This is a genomic window from Lysinibacillus sp. NPDC097279 (genome assembly GCF_044761745.1).
In the GTDB taxonomy this organism is placed as follows: Bacteria; Bacillota; Bacilli; order Bacillales_A; family Planococcaceae; genus Lysinibacillus.
Window position 1 is genome coordinate 154,075 of record NZ_JBIWDA010000004.1, and the last position, 17,134, is coordinate 171,208.

Here is a 17,134-nt window from a genome sequence, read left to right on the forward strand (position 1 = left end):
CAGCACGTAAGACGCAACAATCCGCGCGTTAGCGAGGGTTGCGGCTTACTCTGTGCCCGCGGAAAGCGTCGCCCGTAACGGAAATCAACCGCAGTAGTCTTCTAAATTTATTTTTTAATGATTGAAGCAGACGACTAAGTGCGATAACTGTGCTGTATTTTATCCTTTTCCTCTGCAAGAGAATGTAACACTAGTTGATTGAAGTGAAGGGTGCGTCTCCTGCGGGAACAGCACAGCACGTAAGACGCAACAATCCGCGCGTTAGCGAGGGTTGCGGCTTACTCTGTGCCCGCGGAAAGCGTCGCCCGTAACGGAAATCAACCGCAGTATTATTATTTTGAATTAATATCCATTTACAAAGTTAGCGATTGTTTCGCGTTCATCTTCTGTCAGTTCTCTTTGTACGTGTTTTTCATATTCCTTAATAATGTTCTGTTCGTCTCCACCAAGACGACCTGTAAAGTTGGCAATCGTTCGAAGCTTCACCACTTCTAGATTAAACTCTTCTTTTGAAATCGGCTTTTGATGGGAAGGGATATATGTGTCTGCATCAAATTGCTCTAAAACATCTAATAATCGCACTGTTTCCTTAATTGTATAATTTTCTTTTACAGCATAAAGATTAGGATAAATGCAGTCAGCAAGGAAAAGAATCTTTTCTTCTTTCATATAGACAACTACAGAATCCGCTGCATGGTCCCCTCCAACATGTTGAACAATACAAGTTATCCCACCTAGATTAATTTCCACCCGTTTATCAAACGTCATATCTGGTAAAACAATATTAATATCACGGTGATCTTTGAATTCTTCTTTAATCGCTCTCGCGCAAAATTCAATTTCAATTCCCTCTTTTACACGCTCATCGATTGCTTCATCTGACCAAGAGAACGGAATTAATTTCTCCATTTCTTCTTTTGTTGCGCTGCTAGCAATGGAAACGATATTACGTAATGCTGAAAGGCCAAAAATATGATCCCAATGCCAATGCGTTAAAACTACCATATCCGCATTAGGAACCCCCATTTTTAAAAGTTCATCCTGAAAATACTGTACATGATCTTCCGAGTTACCTGCATCGATCATTAATGTTTTGTTATTGCCTACTACCATTCCTAGAATGGGACGATCGGTTTCTGAGATTGGCGTAATAAACCAAAAACGGTCACCTATTTTGTTAATTGAATGCATAATAAATTATCTCCTTCCGTTTATAATAGTTTAATTCAAAAAGCATAAATTTACTATTTAGAAGAAGTTTTTTAATACAAAAGAGGGTAAATACGCTAAACCAGACGAAGGAAATAGTACTGTTCTTTGTTGTCCACTACCTAGATAATGCAACTGTAATAATTGCTGTAAAAAAATTATATACTAGAAATAACTATGTCACATTTTTAAAAATGCATAATAATTCTCTTTCGAATTATTTTTTTCTACTTTAAACCATTTTTATGTTGACAATCGTAATTTAAATTTTATATACTATTCCAAATTAAACCTCAAAAGGTAGATAAACCTAACTATACTGGTACGTACATCACAATAAGTTATTTTATTTACTTTTTAGAAAGGAGTTATTCTCTATCCATCAATACTATGTGGTTATGTAGTGTTCCTCTTGCATTTTATTGAACTTAAAACGTTATATTGTCAGTTTACTGAAATCTAAGTCTCTATGTGCATTAAAAAATAGTTTACTAATGATTGTTTTTAGGAAGTGCATTTAATGGAGTATACTGTTGTCTTTGAATCGATTTTATTGATAGGATTTATGATTTTAATAGGTGTATTACTTGCTCGAATGACGCCCATTAATGATAGTACTCGTAAAACCTACACGCTCATTATCGTAAATGTCGCGATGCCCTGTATTATTCTATCGAGTATCTTTAAAGTAGAAATCGATCATTCTATTCTTAAAAATATTGGAATAGTCTTTGGGCTGTCAATTATTATAAGTATAATTGGCATTTTAATAGGATGGCTATCCATCACTATATTTGATAAAGATAGTACGATGAAACCTGAAGTTGCTCTTCTCTCTGGACTTGGCAATACAGGCTTTATCGGCATACCATTATGTGCGGCTATTTTAGGGCCTAAAGGTGCCTTATATGCTGCTATTTTTGATGCAGGTGTTGATTTGGTCATTTGGACTTTTGGCGTTATGTTGCTGCAAAAGTCGGTAAAATTTTCATTTAACACGCTGAAATCGATGATTAATATTCCTACCATTGCAATTGTGTGTGGCTTATTATTCGCTTTTGTTAATTATCGTCCTCCTATGATTTTTATTACGTTAACAAATCAATTAGCCGCACTTGCCTCTCCACTCGCCATGTTTTATATCGGAATACTTATAATGTCTGTAAATAAAATGCAATTTACCGCACTAAAAAGTAAATCGATTATTCCTACACTCGTTAAACTCCTAGGTTTGCCGGTTGTAGCATTCATAATGATAAGGTTTATTACGCTCGATCATGTAATTGCGCAAACTTTATTAATTCAAGCTACAATGCCTGCTTTGACATTGTCATCTATTTTATTTAGTAAATATAATGCGAACGATAAATTAGGTGCAATTGTAACAGTAATTTCAACAATTTTTTCTTTATTGTCAATACCATTGCTTCTTTTAATTTTTGTTAAATTAAATTACTTTTAGGAGGAATTATATGATGAATGTTGATTTACTTATAAGAAATGCAAATATTATCACTTTAGACGCTCAAAATACTCGTGCTAATGTTTTAGCTTCTTATAGAGGAAGAATTGTAGGAATATGGTCTAAAGGTGAATTTAAGCAGGCAGAGGATTCGTTAGTTCTCGAAGTAAATGCCAAGGAACTCGATTTAAATGGGGCAACATTAATCCCTGGTTTCATCGATACACATAATCATCTATTTGTGTATGCCTTAAATAAGGCCCAAGTAGATTGTTCATCTCCGCACAATAAAAGCATTGCAGATATCGTATACAATTTAGAGGCGTTTCATAAGAAGCGAGATGACAACAGTTGGATTTTGGGCTTTGGTTATGATGATACAATGCTCATAGATAACAGACACCCTACTAGAGAAGACTTAGATAAAGTAAGTACAGATCGCCCTATATTTATCCGCCATATTTCAAATCATATTGCCGTTGTCAATTCCAAAGTACTGGAACTTGCGAATATTGATGCTTCTGTGAACGATCCTGAAGGCGGTCATTACGGACGAGATGCTGCGAATAATTTAAATGGGGTTTTATATGAACATGCTGCCATGAGCTTTGTTTACGATCATATTCCTGCTCCTTTAAAAGAAGAATTCATGGATTTAATTCGTATTGCTGCGCAAGATTATGTTGAACAAGGAATTACTACTAATACAGATGCAGCGGTAGGACAGGCAGAATATGATATTCATATAGATGCAATAAGCGATCAAATACATCCAATGCGAATGCGTTTAATGTTTATGTACAATGTGTTGTTGGAAGATGGCTTTTTCGAAAAATACGATGCAAATCAACTAAATCAAAAAATTTTAGAGGACTCTAATGGCATGGCTAAATTAGATAGCGTGAAGCTATTCCAAGATGGCTCTATTCAGGGGCTTACAGGAGCATTACGTCAACCATACTATAGTGATCAAAGTTTATATGGGGATCTTATTTTTCCACAACAAACTTTGAATGACTTCGTATTAAATTTCCATAATCGGGGCTTTAGAATTGCCACACACGGTAATGGAGATCGTGCGATTGGTTCGATCCTTGAAGCCTATCAGCATGCACTTGAAACGTCTCCTCGAAGTGACCATCGTCATCGAATTGAACATGTGCAAACAGCTACACCAGATGATTTGAAGTTTATGAAAGACTATCAGATTGCTGCTTCATTTTTCATTAATCATATATATTTCTGGGGTGACCGCCATAAAAATATCTTTTTAGGACCAGAAAGAGCAGAGAGAATAAACCCATTGAAAGAAGCAGATGATTTAGGTTTATTGTATACATTACATTCGGATTGCCCTGTTACGCCAATCTCCCCGCTTTTCTCAATATGGGCAGCGGTTAATCGCGTAACGAGCGGAGGACATGTACTAGGTGAAGCTCAAAAAATTGATGTTGAAACCGCTTTAAAATCAATGACGATTTACGGCGCTCTATTGAACTTCGACGAACAAGATATCGGTAGTATTGAAATAGGGAAATTAGCTGATTTTGCAATTTTAGAAAAGGATCCAACAGCCGTTGATCCGATGACGATAAAAGATATTCATATTTTAGCAACCATTATTAATGGTGAAATTGTATTTGAAAATAAAGAGTTGGCATTATCAAAGTTAAAATAATTACTATCTCCCCAAATAGTAACTATTTATAAATGTTAGACAAACTACTGACGATCCCCATCCGTCAGTAGTTTTCCGAATATTCAAAATTCATACCAGTTCTGTATTGCGCCCTCCATTCCCCTGCGTTTTCATTGTTCTCTTAGTAAAATTATTCTATTACTCCGTTAGTATTATCAGAATCTTTAGACATACTTTATTCATTACATTTTCGAGTCCCAATATCCTCTTTTCCACCTTCAAATTTAAGTGAAAATACCTATAAAAACATTTATATACTAAATAATAATTCTCTTTTAAATCATTTTTTTCTACTTTAACACCATTATTATGTTGACAACCTTTTTTAAAATTTATATACTATTCCAAAATAAACCATGGAAATGTAAATGAATATAACACAACTGGTACGTACGTCATGACAAGTTATAGTTATTTACTTTTTAGAAAGGAGTTATGCTATGTCCCGCAAAACAATTTTGAATGTCTTTATTGGTCTTGTTATACCAGTTGTTTGTATACCTGGTGGGTTAATTTATTTTCGTTACTCCGAACATTTTATTTTAGGTTTTCCTATTCTTTATTTTTGGATGTTCTTATGGTTCATTCTGACATCTATTTGTATTTCTTGTTCTTGGTTTTTCTTTGATAAAAAAAATTATGATTAATTAATTTACAAGGTGGGATGGATAATGGCAGTTGCAATTTTCATAGGTGTTCTTATTTTTTCTCTAATTCTAGCAGTTCTTTCAAAAGGTAAATCGAAAAAAGACAACGTAGCAGATTATTTAGTTGGTGGAAGATCTTTTAACGGATTTATCTTATTCTTCCTTGCGATCGGTGAAGTGTATAGTATCGGAACAATTATTGGGTTTCCTGGAGGCATATACGCAAAAGGGGCTAGCTACGGAATTTGGTTTCTAGGATACATTCTTTTAGCCTATCCAGTAGGCTACTTCCTTTCACCTCTTATTTGGCGGGCTGGCAAACACTACAATGCGATGACCGCTCCTGATTTATTCAAAAGCCATTTTTCTAGCAGACCTTTAGAATTACTAGTGGCTTGTACTTGTTTACTATTCCTCATTCCTTGGGGACAGTTACAGTTTGAAGGGCTTATAGTTGCTTTAAATGCTTTAGGCTTCGATTTCCCACCTATTATTGCTGTAATCATTGCTGGGGCTATTGCATATGTGTATGTTGCGATTTCTGGAGTAAAAGCACCTGCTGTTATATCAATTTTAAAAGATATTCTTTTATTCGCAGCTATTATTATCGTAGGTTGGGCAGCCTTTTCAAAACTTGATGGTGTAAATAATCTATTTACTACTGCAAAAGAACACGGTGCTTCATTATCTTTTGGTTCGACAGAACAAGTTACGTTTTCAATAACGACAATTATTTTCCAAGCAGTAGCTTTCTATTGTTTCCCATTTATTATAAATGTATTGTTCACAAGTAAATCAGAAGGGACAATTAAGCGTGCTCAAAGGTTTATGCCACTGTATATGCTTATGTATCCATTCTTAATTGCTTCGGCATATTTTGCTCTAGTTGCTTTACCGAACATTGATAACCCTAACCATGCATTTATTGCAACTTCCATCGAATTATTACCTTCATGGGTAGTTGGATTAGTAGCTGCTGGGGCCGCACTATCAGGGCTACTCGTACTAGCCGTTATTTCTTTAGTAGTTGGTGGTATTTTTACTCGTAACATTGTGACAAGTATTCCAGAAAATAAACAACGCAAATGGTCACAAGTTGTTGTTATTGTTTATTTATTAATTTCAATGTTGTTAACTGTATCTCTTCCAAGTTTAATGCTAAATCTAATTAACACAGCTTACTTTGGCTTTGGTCAAATATTACCTGGTATTCTTTCCATTATTTTTTGGAAAAGAGCTACTGCGATAGGGGTTGGTGCAGGTATTCTAACGGGTACGGTAATCGCATTATCCTTCCAATTTGCAGGTATTAGTATTTTTGCAATTAATACAGGACTGATTGCATTATGTTTCAACTTCCCTGTGTTGATTATTGTGAGTCTACTAACATCTAAAAACAAACAGTTGCTAACACCGATAGTAGCTGTACGCATGGAGAAATAGTTTAATAATGATCGTTTTAGGAAGTGCATTTAATGGAGTATTCTATTGTCTTTGAATCAATACTATTAATAGGATTTATGATTTTAATAGGTATATTACTTGCTCGAATTACACCTATTAATGAAAGCACTCGTAAAACCTATACACTAATCATCGTGAACGTTGCGATGCCCTGTATTATTTTATCAAGCATATTTAAGGTAGAGATTAGCCCTACTATTCTTAAAAATATTGGCATGGTATTTGTGTTATCTATGATGATTTGTCTAATTGGCATTTTTTTAGGATGGTTATTGATTACTATTTTTGATAAGGAAAGTACGATGAAACCTGAAGTTGCCCTTCTCTCTGGACTTGGCAATACAGGTTTTATCGGAATACCTTTATGTGCTGCAATTTTAGGTCCTAAAGGTGCTTTATATGCCGCAATTTTTGATGCAGGTGTGGACTTGGTCATCTGGACTGTTGGCGTTATGCTGCTGCAAAAAACGATGAAATTTTCTTTTAGCACGTTAAAATCGATGATTAATATTCCTACGATTGCAATTGTATGTGGCTTATTCTTTGCTTTTGTTAATTATCGTCCTCCCGTTATTTTTATTACATTAACTAATCAATTAGCTGCATTGGCATCACCACTTGCTATGTTTTATATCGGGATACTAATTATGTCTGTAAATAAATCTCAATTTACAGTACTGAAAAGTAAATCGATTATTCCTACTTTAGTGAAACTTCTTGGTTTACCAATTGTAGTATTTATCATGATTAGTTTTATTACTGTCGATCATATCATTGCACAAACTTTACTAATTCAAGCAACGATGCCTGCTCTAACATTGTCATCTATTTTATTTAGTAAATATAATGCAAATGATAAATTAGGTGCTATTGTCACAGTTATTTCAACAATCTTTTCATTGTTATCGATACCGTTACTTCTATTAATATTGGTTAAATTAAATTACTTTTAGGAGGTCAATAAAATGATTACAGTTGATTTACTTATTAAAAATGCAAATATTATTACGTTAGATGCCAAAAATACTCGTGCTAATGTTTTAGCTTCTTACGAGGGAAAAATTGTAGGATTATGGTCTGAGGATGAGTTTACTAGAGTTAAAGAATCTTTAGTTTTGACTAAAAGCATGAACGAGGTAGATTTAAATGGGGCAACGTTAATTCCTGGTTTTATCGATACACATAACCATTTATTAATCTATGCGCTAAACAAGTCTCAAGTAGATTGTTCCCCTACGCATAATAAAAGCATTACAGATATATTGCGTAAGTTAACGGAGTTCCATAACGAACGCGCTGATAGCGGTTGGATTTTAGGCTTTGGCTATGATGATACAATGCTTACTGAGAATAGACATCCTACTCGAGAAGACTTAGATAAAGTAAGTACAGATCGGCCTATATTTATCCGCCATATTTCAAATCATCTTGCAGTTGCAAACTCAAAAGCACTAGAAATCGCGCAGTTAGATGCTTCTATTAAAGACCCAGATGGGGGTCATTTTGGACGGGATGCATTCAATAATTTAAATGGCGTTTTATATGAGCCAGCTGCAATGGACTTAGTTTTTAATAGTATACCTACTCCATCGACCAAAGAAGTAATTGAGTTAATTCGCATAGCTTCTCAAGATTATTTAGCACAAGGAATCACAACGAATACGGATGCAGGGGTTGGATTAACATTAGGTCCAATAGAGTACGATATCCATATTGAGGCATTGAAAGAAAAAGCACATCCAATGCGAATGCGATTCATGATAATGAATGATTTATTATTGGAGGGTGGCATTTTCGAGGAATATGATGCACATCAACTAAATCAAAAAATAGTAGAGGATTCTAACGGCATGGCCAAGTTAGATAGTGCAAAACTATTCCAAGATGGCTCCATTCAAGGACTTACTGGCGCTTTACGTCAACCATATTATAATGATCCCAATTTATATGGAGATCTTATTTTCCCACAACATATTTTGAACAATTACGTATTAGATTTTCATAATCGTGGCTATAGAATAGCAACACACGGAAATGGAGACCGTTCTATAGGCTCGATTTTAGAAGCGTATCAGTATGCACTTGATACTTCACCACAAAGTGATCATCGTCATCGAATTGAACATGTGCAAACTGCTACACCTGAAGATTTAAAATTAATGAAAGACTACAATATTGCTGCTTCATTTTTCATTAATCATGTTTATTACTGGGGCGATCGCCATAAAAACATCTTTTTAGGGCCTGAAAGAGCAGCGAGAATGAACCCATTAAAAGAAGCCGATGATTTAGGCTTATTATATACATTACATTCCGATTGTCCTATTACACCTATTTCCCCACTCTTTTCAGTATGGGCAGCAGTTAACCGTATAACGAGAGATGGGCATGTATTAGGAGAAGAACAAAAAATTGATGTTGAAAGTGCCTTAAAATCTATGACGATTTATGGTGCCCAATTGAACTTCGACGAACAGGATTTAGGTAGTATTGAAATAGGGAAATTAGCTGATTTTGCAATTTTAGATAAGGACCCTACAGCCGTTGAGCCTATGACGATTAAAGACATTCATATTTTAGCTACGATGATTAATGGTGAATTTGTGTATGAAAGTAAACAATTAGCTTTTTCAAAGTAAAAATAATTACTATTCCCCAATAGTAACTATTTATATATTTTCTAAAAAAACTACTGACTCCCCATTTGTCAGTAGTTTTTAAAATTTAATTATCCAGTTTTATTGCTTCTTTAACCGTTGAGACTTGAAGTGAAATGCATACTTACCAGGATTATAATCAGCAATACAATATTCAATAAGATCCCCATTAATATCGTAAACAAAGCGAGTCAGATGGAGTGTATTACTGTTTTCCTTAATATCAAGCAATTTACAATCCTCCTTGGAAATTGGCTTGCTCGTAATAACCTCATCTGCATCATGTAATTGAATATTCATTTCATCCTCTAATAAGTCATACAATGTACCACTTTTAATATCGAGTTTAGAAAGCTTTTCGCCAATTTCAATTGGATAGTATTGTGTCTCAATAGCGATCGGCATATCGTCTGCATAACGTACACGCTTAATCAAATATGCTTCAGTTAAATTGATTGCTTCTTTCACTTCATTAGGAACCGTCACAATCCCATGTTTAATTAACTTCGTTCCTGGCTTCATTCCCATATTTTCAATACTTTTAGTCGTACTAATTAAATTACCTAACCAGTAATGAACTGGTTTTCTCGTAATATATGTACCTTTACCATGTCTTTTCTCCACAATACCGTCTATTGCTAAATGAGAGATGGCTTCTCTCACTGTACTTCTACTAACATTGAATTCTTCCATTAATTCACGTTCACTTGGTATTTTACCGATATATATACCTTGATTAATTTTCTTTTCGATCATTTTTCTTAATTGTATATGGAGAGGTATTGGATTATTTGAGTTAATCATTTTTGCACTCCTTTCAAAAGGGATAATTAGATTGATCTACATATCATCATAAATCCTAAAAGTAACTGAATACCCATAATTATCATTACTTCTATTATATCTAGACCGACAAGACCGCGTCCACATCATTGCGTTGTAAATTACTCTATTCTTGTCGTTCTACATTTAAGGTATTCTTCTAAATTAAATAGAGCCATCTATAGTTAGATGGCTCTCAGACTGTAGACAAGCTCGAGGTTTTTGGGATTTGTCTTTAAAACTAATATAGGTGATGACTACTGCGGTTGATTTCCGCTACGGGCGGGCACTTTCCGCGGGCACATCGTCAGCCGCAACCCTAGCTAGCGCGCGGTTTGTTGCGTCTTACGTACTGTGCGTTCTGAGCAGGAGTCGCCCGCCCTTCACTCCAATCAACTAGTGTCAACATGCTTTTTCGAAGGACAAAGTTAAAATACAGTACAATTATTGCACTTATGATTATGTTTGCTAGTTGTCTGCTTGAATCATTAAATAACCTTAGAGGGCTACTGCAGTTGATTTCCGCTACGGGCGGGCGCTTTCCGCGGGCACACCGTAAGCCGCAACCCTCGCTAACCCGCGGTCTGTTGCGTCTTACGTACTGTGCGTTCTGAGCAGGAGTCGCCCGCCCTCCACTGCAATCAACTTTATATGAATTGCTAGCAGTCTACTATAATTATGGCAACCAGCTTTATAGGGAGGGGATGCTGACGAAAGTAAGAACCCCTTTTTCACAATAAAAATAACAAAAGGGAGTAAGATTTCTATTCTTAATCCCTTTTGTCGATAAGCTGTGAGCCATCTATAGTTAGATGGCTCTATTGCTGTCCTATATATAAAATGCAGGTTCACTATAATAATTTGTAGCATTTAATGCTCTAAAGATTGCAACAAAGTTATCACATGTGGTTATTGCATGAAACTCTATTTACATCCTAATGCTTGCCCAATTACAAGATAGAAATAGTTAGAAGAGGCTAACTTTTCACACTTGTTTAAGCTTCCTTATTGGTTAGCTAATTCATAGTTTTTTAAGTTATCTATTGTATGAGTGAGAAGTGAAAAATCTCCCCAACTTTTATGCCCAGGAATAACTACTTTTGCGTCTGGATATTTATTAATGAGATTTTGCATTGTATATGGCCACGCACTCATATTTGCTTCATCAATTATTCCGACATTGCCTTGTTCAAGTGCAAAAATCATATCGCCAAATAAAATTTTATATTGAGGTAACCATACTACAATATTATCTCTTGTATGCGCTTCACCTGGATAATATGTCTCTATACTAACTTTTCCTGCTTTAAATACAGGATTTCGATCCAAGGTAGTTTTAATTTGAGGATAGCCTTCATCCTTTATCATTTTTGCAATAAACGACGTACTTTCAACAGGAATTTTAGCATCCAATAACGCTTGGATACCGCCTACACGATCAATTTTATGATGAGTAATAATCGCTTTCTTTACACGTTTATGGAAATTTTGGTCAATCATTTTTAATAGTTCATTTGCTAATTGGTCATTCCACGTAGCATCTATAAGATAAAGACCTTTGGATGAGTTAATAAGCAGACCGTTTGCTGGTACTGAAAAGCCATCCATATTTGTATAGGTAGTGTGGACCCATACCTCATCATTTATTTTTGTTAGTTTAACCGAACCATCCTCGTTGCTAATTTCTGTTTGTTTGCTGCCTTTTACAATTCCTTTATTTTCCTCGCTTTTAGTAGATGCGTATGTTTTAGATGTAGCTATTGGCAATAAGAACGATGCCATAATTACTGCGAAACTTAACACACACAATAAAACTTTTTTTGAACTCATTATTTTTTTCTTCATGTTTCTAACTCCTCCTTTTCCTTGTTCATTTTAGATTGAGATATTGCCCTGTTCAATAACAGAACGCTAACAAAACGCTAACAGTACAAGAAAAAAGAATGACTATTACCTAGATAAAGAACCGATTCTTTACATTTCAAGTTCATATGATAAGATACCCTTTGCATACTTTAAACTAAATTTGTTCCTTAAGGAGTATACAGATGTTAAATCAGGATGTTTATATTTCAATAAATAAGGGAGAAACACTTACTAAACAAAATAGAATTTTTATTACAAATACTGAAATTGTATTAGGGCGTGAGGGGAGAGATTTTATACCAGACGTTTCTTTTACTAGTCAATACATTTCAAGAAAACACGCTTTAATTGGTGTTGAAAGTGGAAATTATTATATTATTGATCTTAAGAGTAAACACGGAACAGAAATAAATTATACTAGCATTGAAAAGAACAAACCTTTTTTCCTTCACGATAGGGATGTTATTAGTTTAGCTCAAGGCACTTCGGTTCTTACTTTCCATCATCATTTGAAGAGCAGCCTTGATAAAACGCTTGAATTACCTATATTACAAAATGACAATATGGATGATTCTATTGGATTAACTATTAATATTGAACGAAGAGAAATACTAATTGACGGTGTTCAAATTTATCTTACAAGTAAAGACACAGGGCTATTTTGGTTGTTACATCAAAATAAAGGTTGTGCAGTAAGTTATGATGAAATAAAAATTACCGTTTGGCCTGAACGAATTTTACATAAAAATGAAAAACCGGACGTAGGACGTGAAGAAATTAATATGCTTGTATATAGATTAAGAAAGAAATTAGGGAAATACGGGAAATATATTAATTCGGTCCCACGTTACGGATATATATTAGACTTGTAAGCATTACACTACATAGCCTATTTTTTGTACGGGCATTTTAAGAAAATGTTAGGATATCTGCCCCTTTCGTTATACATCGTTGAAATTTGTGACTTACGAAAAGTGTACGGGGCAAATCCTAACCATGCATGTATCGCATTTATAACTGTTTTCTTATATTTTCTGGCTCATATGATTCCCCTATTTACCCCAACAAAATCATCAACTTGCTACAATCCATATTGTGCGATTGATAAAACTTAACTCTGTCATGTTATTATTATTCATTCTTTATATGCAAAGATTTTCCGTGTAACTTAGTGAGATAATGTTTTGTCAGAAAACCTAATAATATCTCTACAAAAATTGCAAATAAAACAATAACATATACATGATCTGATAGAAAATCAAACAACACGCCATATAAAGATTGCCCAATTGGATAAGAACACATGACGATTGTTGAGACAACCGCACTTACTTTTCCTAACATTGCATTTGGTGTCTCTGTTTGAATAAACGTTTGTGCAAAAATGGTAAAAATCCCTACTGATGCGATGCATAAAAATGTACTTATACAAATGACAACATAGGCAATCATCGGTTGTATTGGTAAACCTAATACAAGTGCAATAGGTAATAATAACATTCCTCCTAATAAGATAAATAGATAAGAGTTATGAATGTTGAATTTTTTAGCCACTAATCCTATAAACAGACCTGCTCCAATCGAGCCGATAGCTAAAAAACCTTCAGCAATACCATATAGTTGAGAACTCAAACCAAGTTTTACTTTTATTAAATAAGGCAAACCAATCATAATCATCGATGAGAAAAACAAATTAATAGCAGCAACCAATAATAAAATCTTAAATAAAACCGGATTATCCTTCCCGATAAAAGTTATTGCCTGCTTTAAATCCATAATCACTGTTTTTATTATTTTTCCATCAGAAGCTTGTTTAGTAAAAGGTATACGCATAAATCCTTCTAGCATAGCTGAAATAAAGAAAGCAAATGCGCTAATTATAACAATTACCTTTAAATCCAAAAATCCGTATAACATTCCGCCTAAAATAGGTCCTAAGAAATTAGCTAATGCGTTAACTTGAACAACAATACCATTCGCTTGCAACAAATAATGGCTATCTACTAATATAGGAACGCTCGATTGTACAGCTGGCTGATACATAGACTGAATCATGGAGAGTACAATCATCACACCTGCTACTAAGAAAACAATCTGATTGCTACCTATTTGAGTAAGAAATAATAAACATACTAGTGCTGTAATCACATCTAAACCAACCATAATATTCCTTCGATTCACTCGATCTGCCAACACGCCTCCAAAAGGTGATAACAAAATTGTAGGAAGCATCGAGACTGCAAGAACACCTCCAAAAGCTCCAGCTGAACCTGTCTCATCTAAAATATACAGCGATAGAGAAAAACGTAAAATCGAATTTCCAAATAAAGATATAATCTGACCAATAATTAATAAAGTAAAATCCTTTTTAAATAGACTCCTATTTTTCATATAATGTCCTTCCTTGAATCATGTTATAAACAAACCGACCAGCGGTATTTATTATTTAAATAATATGCCGCCTTTAATAGGCAGCTGATTATTTAAATATGCTTTTCAAATAACTTTTCATCGCATTTAAAACTTCGTCATCCATAAACGGTATTCCCATAAGTTCAGTAAGACTTTTTAAATATAAAATTCTACGTTCTAAATCTTCTTCACTTACTTGACCTAGCATTGGGCTTAACCAAACATTATTTAATAATAAGATAACCTCACTGGCACTTTTACTATCCTCTAAAGAAATTGAGCCATCCTTTTTACCTTCTTCGATAAGCTCTTGAAACATTGGCGCACCATATTTCAGTGTACCATTTAATAAGACACTAACGAATTTAGGATTTTCTGTTAATGATATTGCCTTTCTATTAAACTGTTGCTTTTCAAGATTTTCAAATTCATTCTTTATTATCTTCTTTAGTTTTTGCAGTCCATTCAAATGGTTAAGGTTTTTATACAGCTCAATTGTATCTGAATAATTACCCTTATCACCAATTGCATGCAAGATTTCTTCCTTTGACTTAAAGTGATGATAAATAGCACCTTTACTCATACCTAATTCATTAATAATGTCCTGTATCGTTGTTTGTTCATAACCCTTTTCTAAAAACAGTCGATACGAAATCGAAAGAATTTGTTGAACGGTTTTTTCAGGATGTTTATTTCTAGCCATGCTTCTCCTCCATACATACCGGTAGTATGTTTAGAGAATATCACTTAGAAATTTATAAGTCAAATCCATGCAGAATCCACGGAAATGCCGAATTACAATAAGTGTGTTTCATTTCATCAAATTTTTTTATTGTGATAATGATGCAACTTACTATCCTTCGATAGCAAATACAATAATTGGTATTTATTTTAAGCTTTGTTCATCTTGAGAAAGGCTCTTCAGATAAACAGAAAACACGGTTTTTTCTACATCGCTTTCCACTTTTATTTCACCCTCGTGTAATTCAACAATGCTTTTAGCAATGGCAAGTCCTAAACCGGAACTTTCAGAATGCACTCCACGTGACTTATCCACCTGATAAAATCTTTCGAAAATATGAGGTAAATCTAAAGCTGGGATGGGCATCCCGTAACTTATCACTTCTACTAAAATGTTTTTATTATCTAATGTAGCACAAATATCAATTTGTTTTTTCTTTATTCCGTATTTTAAAGCGTTTGACAACAGGTTCTCAAAAACACGAATAAGGAGATTTCCGTCTGCTTCTGTAATAAGTGGATCAGAACAATATGTCTCATTACAAACAAACTGCCTATGCTCTATTTCAATACGATTATGTTCAACTAGCTGCCCAAGCATTTCCTTTATATTTAGTGGTACCTTTTTTACTTTAAGCTGATGATTTTGCACGCTAGTATATTCGAATAAATCCTGAATTAACCTATGCAACAGAGTTGTTTTCTCATAGGCAATATTAATGTAATGCCTTAGTTCGACTTCATCTCTATATTTATCTTCCGTAATCAGTGACAAATAACCAAGTATAGAAGTCAATGGCGTACGAAGGTCGTGGGAGACATTTGTAATTAGCTCGTTTTTAGTTCTCTGCGCATTGCGTTCTTCCATTATCAGTGTATCCATTTTGCTGATAATCATATTTATACTTTCTGTTAATTGCACCAAATTTTTATCTTGATAAACAGGTTGGAACTTTGTATCTGGACTGCCTACATACTTTTTAGTATCGCTAACCAGCTGATTGAGAGATTTAAAAAACTGTCTGCTTTTTTCACGTCGGTAAAATAAAAAAAGATAGAATATAAATACTATAAAAAAACTAATTAATCTAAGAAGAAATGGCCAATGAGAATATAGAATATCATTAACTCTCCTCTTACCAAATAACGTAATAAATTCAGTAACCATTCCACTACCAACTACTGATGTATTAATAAAACCTACCACCGCATTTTTAATAATAAATAGAGAAACTGCGGATAAAAATGCGGATAAAATTATTGCGGTGATAAGACGCCACTTCGAAAATAGCCCAATTTCTAGTAACAACACTCTAATATTCAACTTTATAACCAACTCCCCAAACAGTGACAATCAGTTTTTCTCCATTTAACGCGCGGTCAATTTTCGCTCTTAAATTACTTATATGAACCATTACAGTTTTACTAGAATAGATCTCCTGTTCATTCCATACCAATTGAAAAATATCTTCAGAACTATATACACGTCCGGGCTTACTGCAAAGTAGGCATAAAATATCGAATTCAATTGCAGTCAATTTCAATGGGTTATTATCAATACTCACAGTATGTTTCTGTTTATTAATTTCTAAAGGTCCACAGATTAGACATTCAGTAGAGGAATCTTTGTTAATTTGTAAGTACCCTGATCTTCTTAACAAAGCTTTTACTCGGGCAATTAGTTCTAATGTATTAAAAGGTTTAATAAGGTAGTCATCCGCCCCCGTAGTAAGACCATATATTTTATCCATGTCTTGTGCTTTTGCACTTAACATTAAAATCGGTACAGTTTGATTATTTTGTCGTATTTCACGACACACTAAAATCCCATCCTTTTTAGGCATCATCACATCTAAAATAATTAAATTAATTGAATGCCTTGACAGCATTTGTAAGCCTTCTTCCCCATCATGTGCTATATGAACCTTATAGTGTTCCGCCTCTAAATAAATCCGTAATAAATTCGTTATATCAGAATCGTCATCGATTATTAAAATAACTGCACTCATAAGACAACACCACCTATTTTTTCTAAATTATTCTTATATTATAAACGTAGATACTTTCGAAAAACTATCTACAACCGCAATCTTAAGACTTTCTTTAACTTTTCTTTCCTTTCTATTAAACTTCACTATCTACAATAAAGAATTGT

14 protein-coding genes are annotated in these 17,134 nt (G+C 34.1%); 7 read left to right on the forward strand and 7 right to left on the reverse strand.

Annotated elements, in window-relative coordinates:
* Positions 1 to 342: 342 nt before the first annotated feature.
* Positions 343 to 1,191: an MBL fold metallo-hydrolase gene (locus ACIQ1H_RS16705; protein ID WP_402890220.1), complete on the reverse strand. Its 849-nt coding sequence runs from the start codon at positions 1,189 to 1,191 to the stop codon at positions 343 to 345.
* A 538-nt stretch (positions 1,192 to 1,729) separates the two neighbouring features.
* Between ACIQ1H_RS16705 and ACIQ1H_RS16710 the strand changes: the two genes are divergently transcribed.
* From ACIQ1H_RS16710 to ACIQ1H_RS16735, 6 genes are all read left to right on the forward strand, one after another.
* Positions 1,730 to 2,671 carry an AEC family transporter gene (locus ACIQ1H_RS16710; protein WP_402890222.1) on the forward strand — a complete coding sequence of 314 codons (942 nt, stop codon included), beginning with the start codon at positions 1,730 to 1,732 and terminating at the stop codon, positions 2,669 to 2,671.
* A 10-nt stretch (positions 2,672 to 2,681) separates the two neighbouring features.
* On the forward strand, positions 2,682 to 4,349 hold the full coding sequence (locus tag ACIQ1H_RS16715) for an amidohydrolase (RefSeq protein WP_402890224.1): 1,668 nt from the start codon (positions 2,682 to 2,684) through the stop codon (positions 4,347 to 4,349).
* 461 nt (positions 4,350 to 4,810) lie between these two features.
* Positions 4,811 to 5,017: a DUF3311 domain-containing protein gene (locus ACIQ1H_RS16720; protein ID WP_173479513.1), complete on the forward strand. Its 207-nt coding sequence runs from the start codon at positions 4,811 to 4,813 to the stop codon at positions 5,015 to 5,017.
* 24 nt (positions 5,018 to 5,041) lie between these two features.
* Positions 5,042 to 6,460 carry a sodium:solute symporter family protein gene (locus ACIQ1H_RS16725; RefSeq protein WP_173479512.1) on the forward strand — a complete coding sequence of 473 codons (1,419 nt, stop codon included), beginning with the start codon at positions 5,042 to 5,044 and terminating at the stop codon, positions 6,458 to 6,460.
* Positions 6,461 to 6,492: 32 nt separating this feature from the next.
* Entirely contained in the window at positions 6,493 to 7,434 is a 942-nt protein-coding gene (locus tag ACIQ1H_RS16730) for an AEC family transporter (protein ID WP_402890227.1), read from the forward strand.
* A 12-nt stretch (positions 7,435 to 7,446) separates the two neighbouring features.
* A complete protein-coding gene (locus ACIQ1H_RS16735) occupies positions 7,447 to 9,120 on the forward strand; it encodes an amidohydrolase (protein ID WP_402890228.1) in 1,674 nt (557 codons plus the stop codon).
* Between the two features lie 99 nt (positions 9,121 to 9,219).
* Here the strand turns inward: ACIQ1H_RS16735 and ACIQ1H_RS16740 are convergent, their stop codons facing one another.
* The gene (locus ACIQ1H_RS16740; protein WP_173479509.1) at positions 9,220 to 9,942 is read right to left on the reverse strand and encodes a GntR family transcriptional regulator; all 723 of its coding nucleotides are present in this window, start codon (positions 9,940 to 9,942) and stop codon (positions 9,220 to 9,222) included.
* Positions 9,943 to 10,965: 1,023 nt separating this feature from the next.
* Entirely contained in the window at positions 10,966 to 11,805 is an 840-nt protein-coding gene (bla, locus tag ACIQ1H_RS16745) for a subclass B1 metallo-beta-lactamase (RefSeq protein ID WP_402890231.1), read from the reverse strand.
* A gap of 203 nt (positions 11,806 to 12,008) precedes the next feature.
* Here bla and ACIQ1H_RS16750 point away from each other — a divergent pair, with 203 nt between their 5' ends.
* Positions 12,009 to 12,698: an FHA domain-containing protein gene (locus ACIQ1H_RS16750; protein ID WP_402890232.1), complete on the forward strand. Its 690-nt coding sequence runs from the start codon at positions 12,009 to 12,011 to the stop codon at positions 12,696 to 12,698.
* Between the two features lie 259 nt (positions 12,699 to 12,957).
* On the opposite strand, the gene ACIQ1H_RS16755 is transcribed toward ACIQ1H_RS16750, so the two are convergent.
* The 4 genes from ACIQ1H_RS16755 to ACIQ1H_RS16770 form a co-directional block, all read right to left on the reverse strand.
* Complete coding sequence (locus ACIQ1H_RS16755; RefSeq protein ID WP_402890234.1) at positions 12,958 to 14,217, reverse strand: MFS transporter; 1,260 nt, start codon at positions 14,215 to 14,217, stop codon at positions 12,958 to 12,960.
* Between the two features lie 88 nt (positions 14,218 to 14,305).
* Entirely contained in the window at positions 14,306 to 14,941 is a 636-nt protein-coding gene (locus tag ACIQ1H_RS16760; protein ID WP_402890235.1) for a TetR/AcrR family transcriptional regulator, read from the reverse strand.
* Positions 14,942 to 15,124: 183 nt separating this feature from the next.
* A complete protein-coding gene (locus ACIQ1H_RS16765) occupies positions 15,125 to 16,303 on the reverse strand; it encodes a sensor histidine kinase (protein WP_402890237.1) in 1,179 nt (392 codons plus the stop codon).
* Positions 16,293 to 16,988, reverse strand: coding sequence for a response regulator transcription factor (locus ACIQ1H_RS16770; protein WP_402890239.1), 696 nt, complete (start codon positions 16,986 to 16,988; stop codon positions 16,293 to 16,295). Before ACIQ1H_RS16770 ends, ACIQ1H_RS16765 begins: the two co-directional genes overlap by 11 nt.
* Positions 16,989 to 17,134 lie beyond the last annotated feature (146 nt).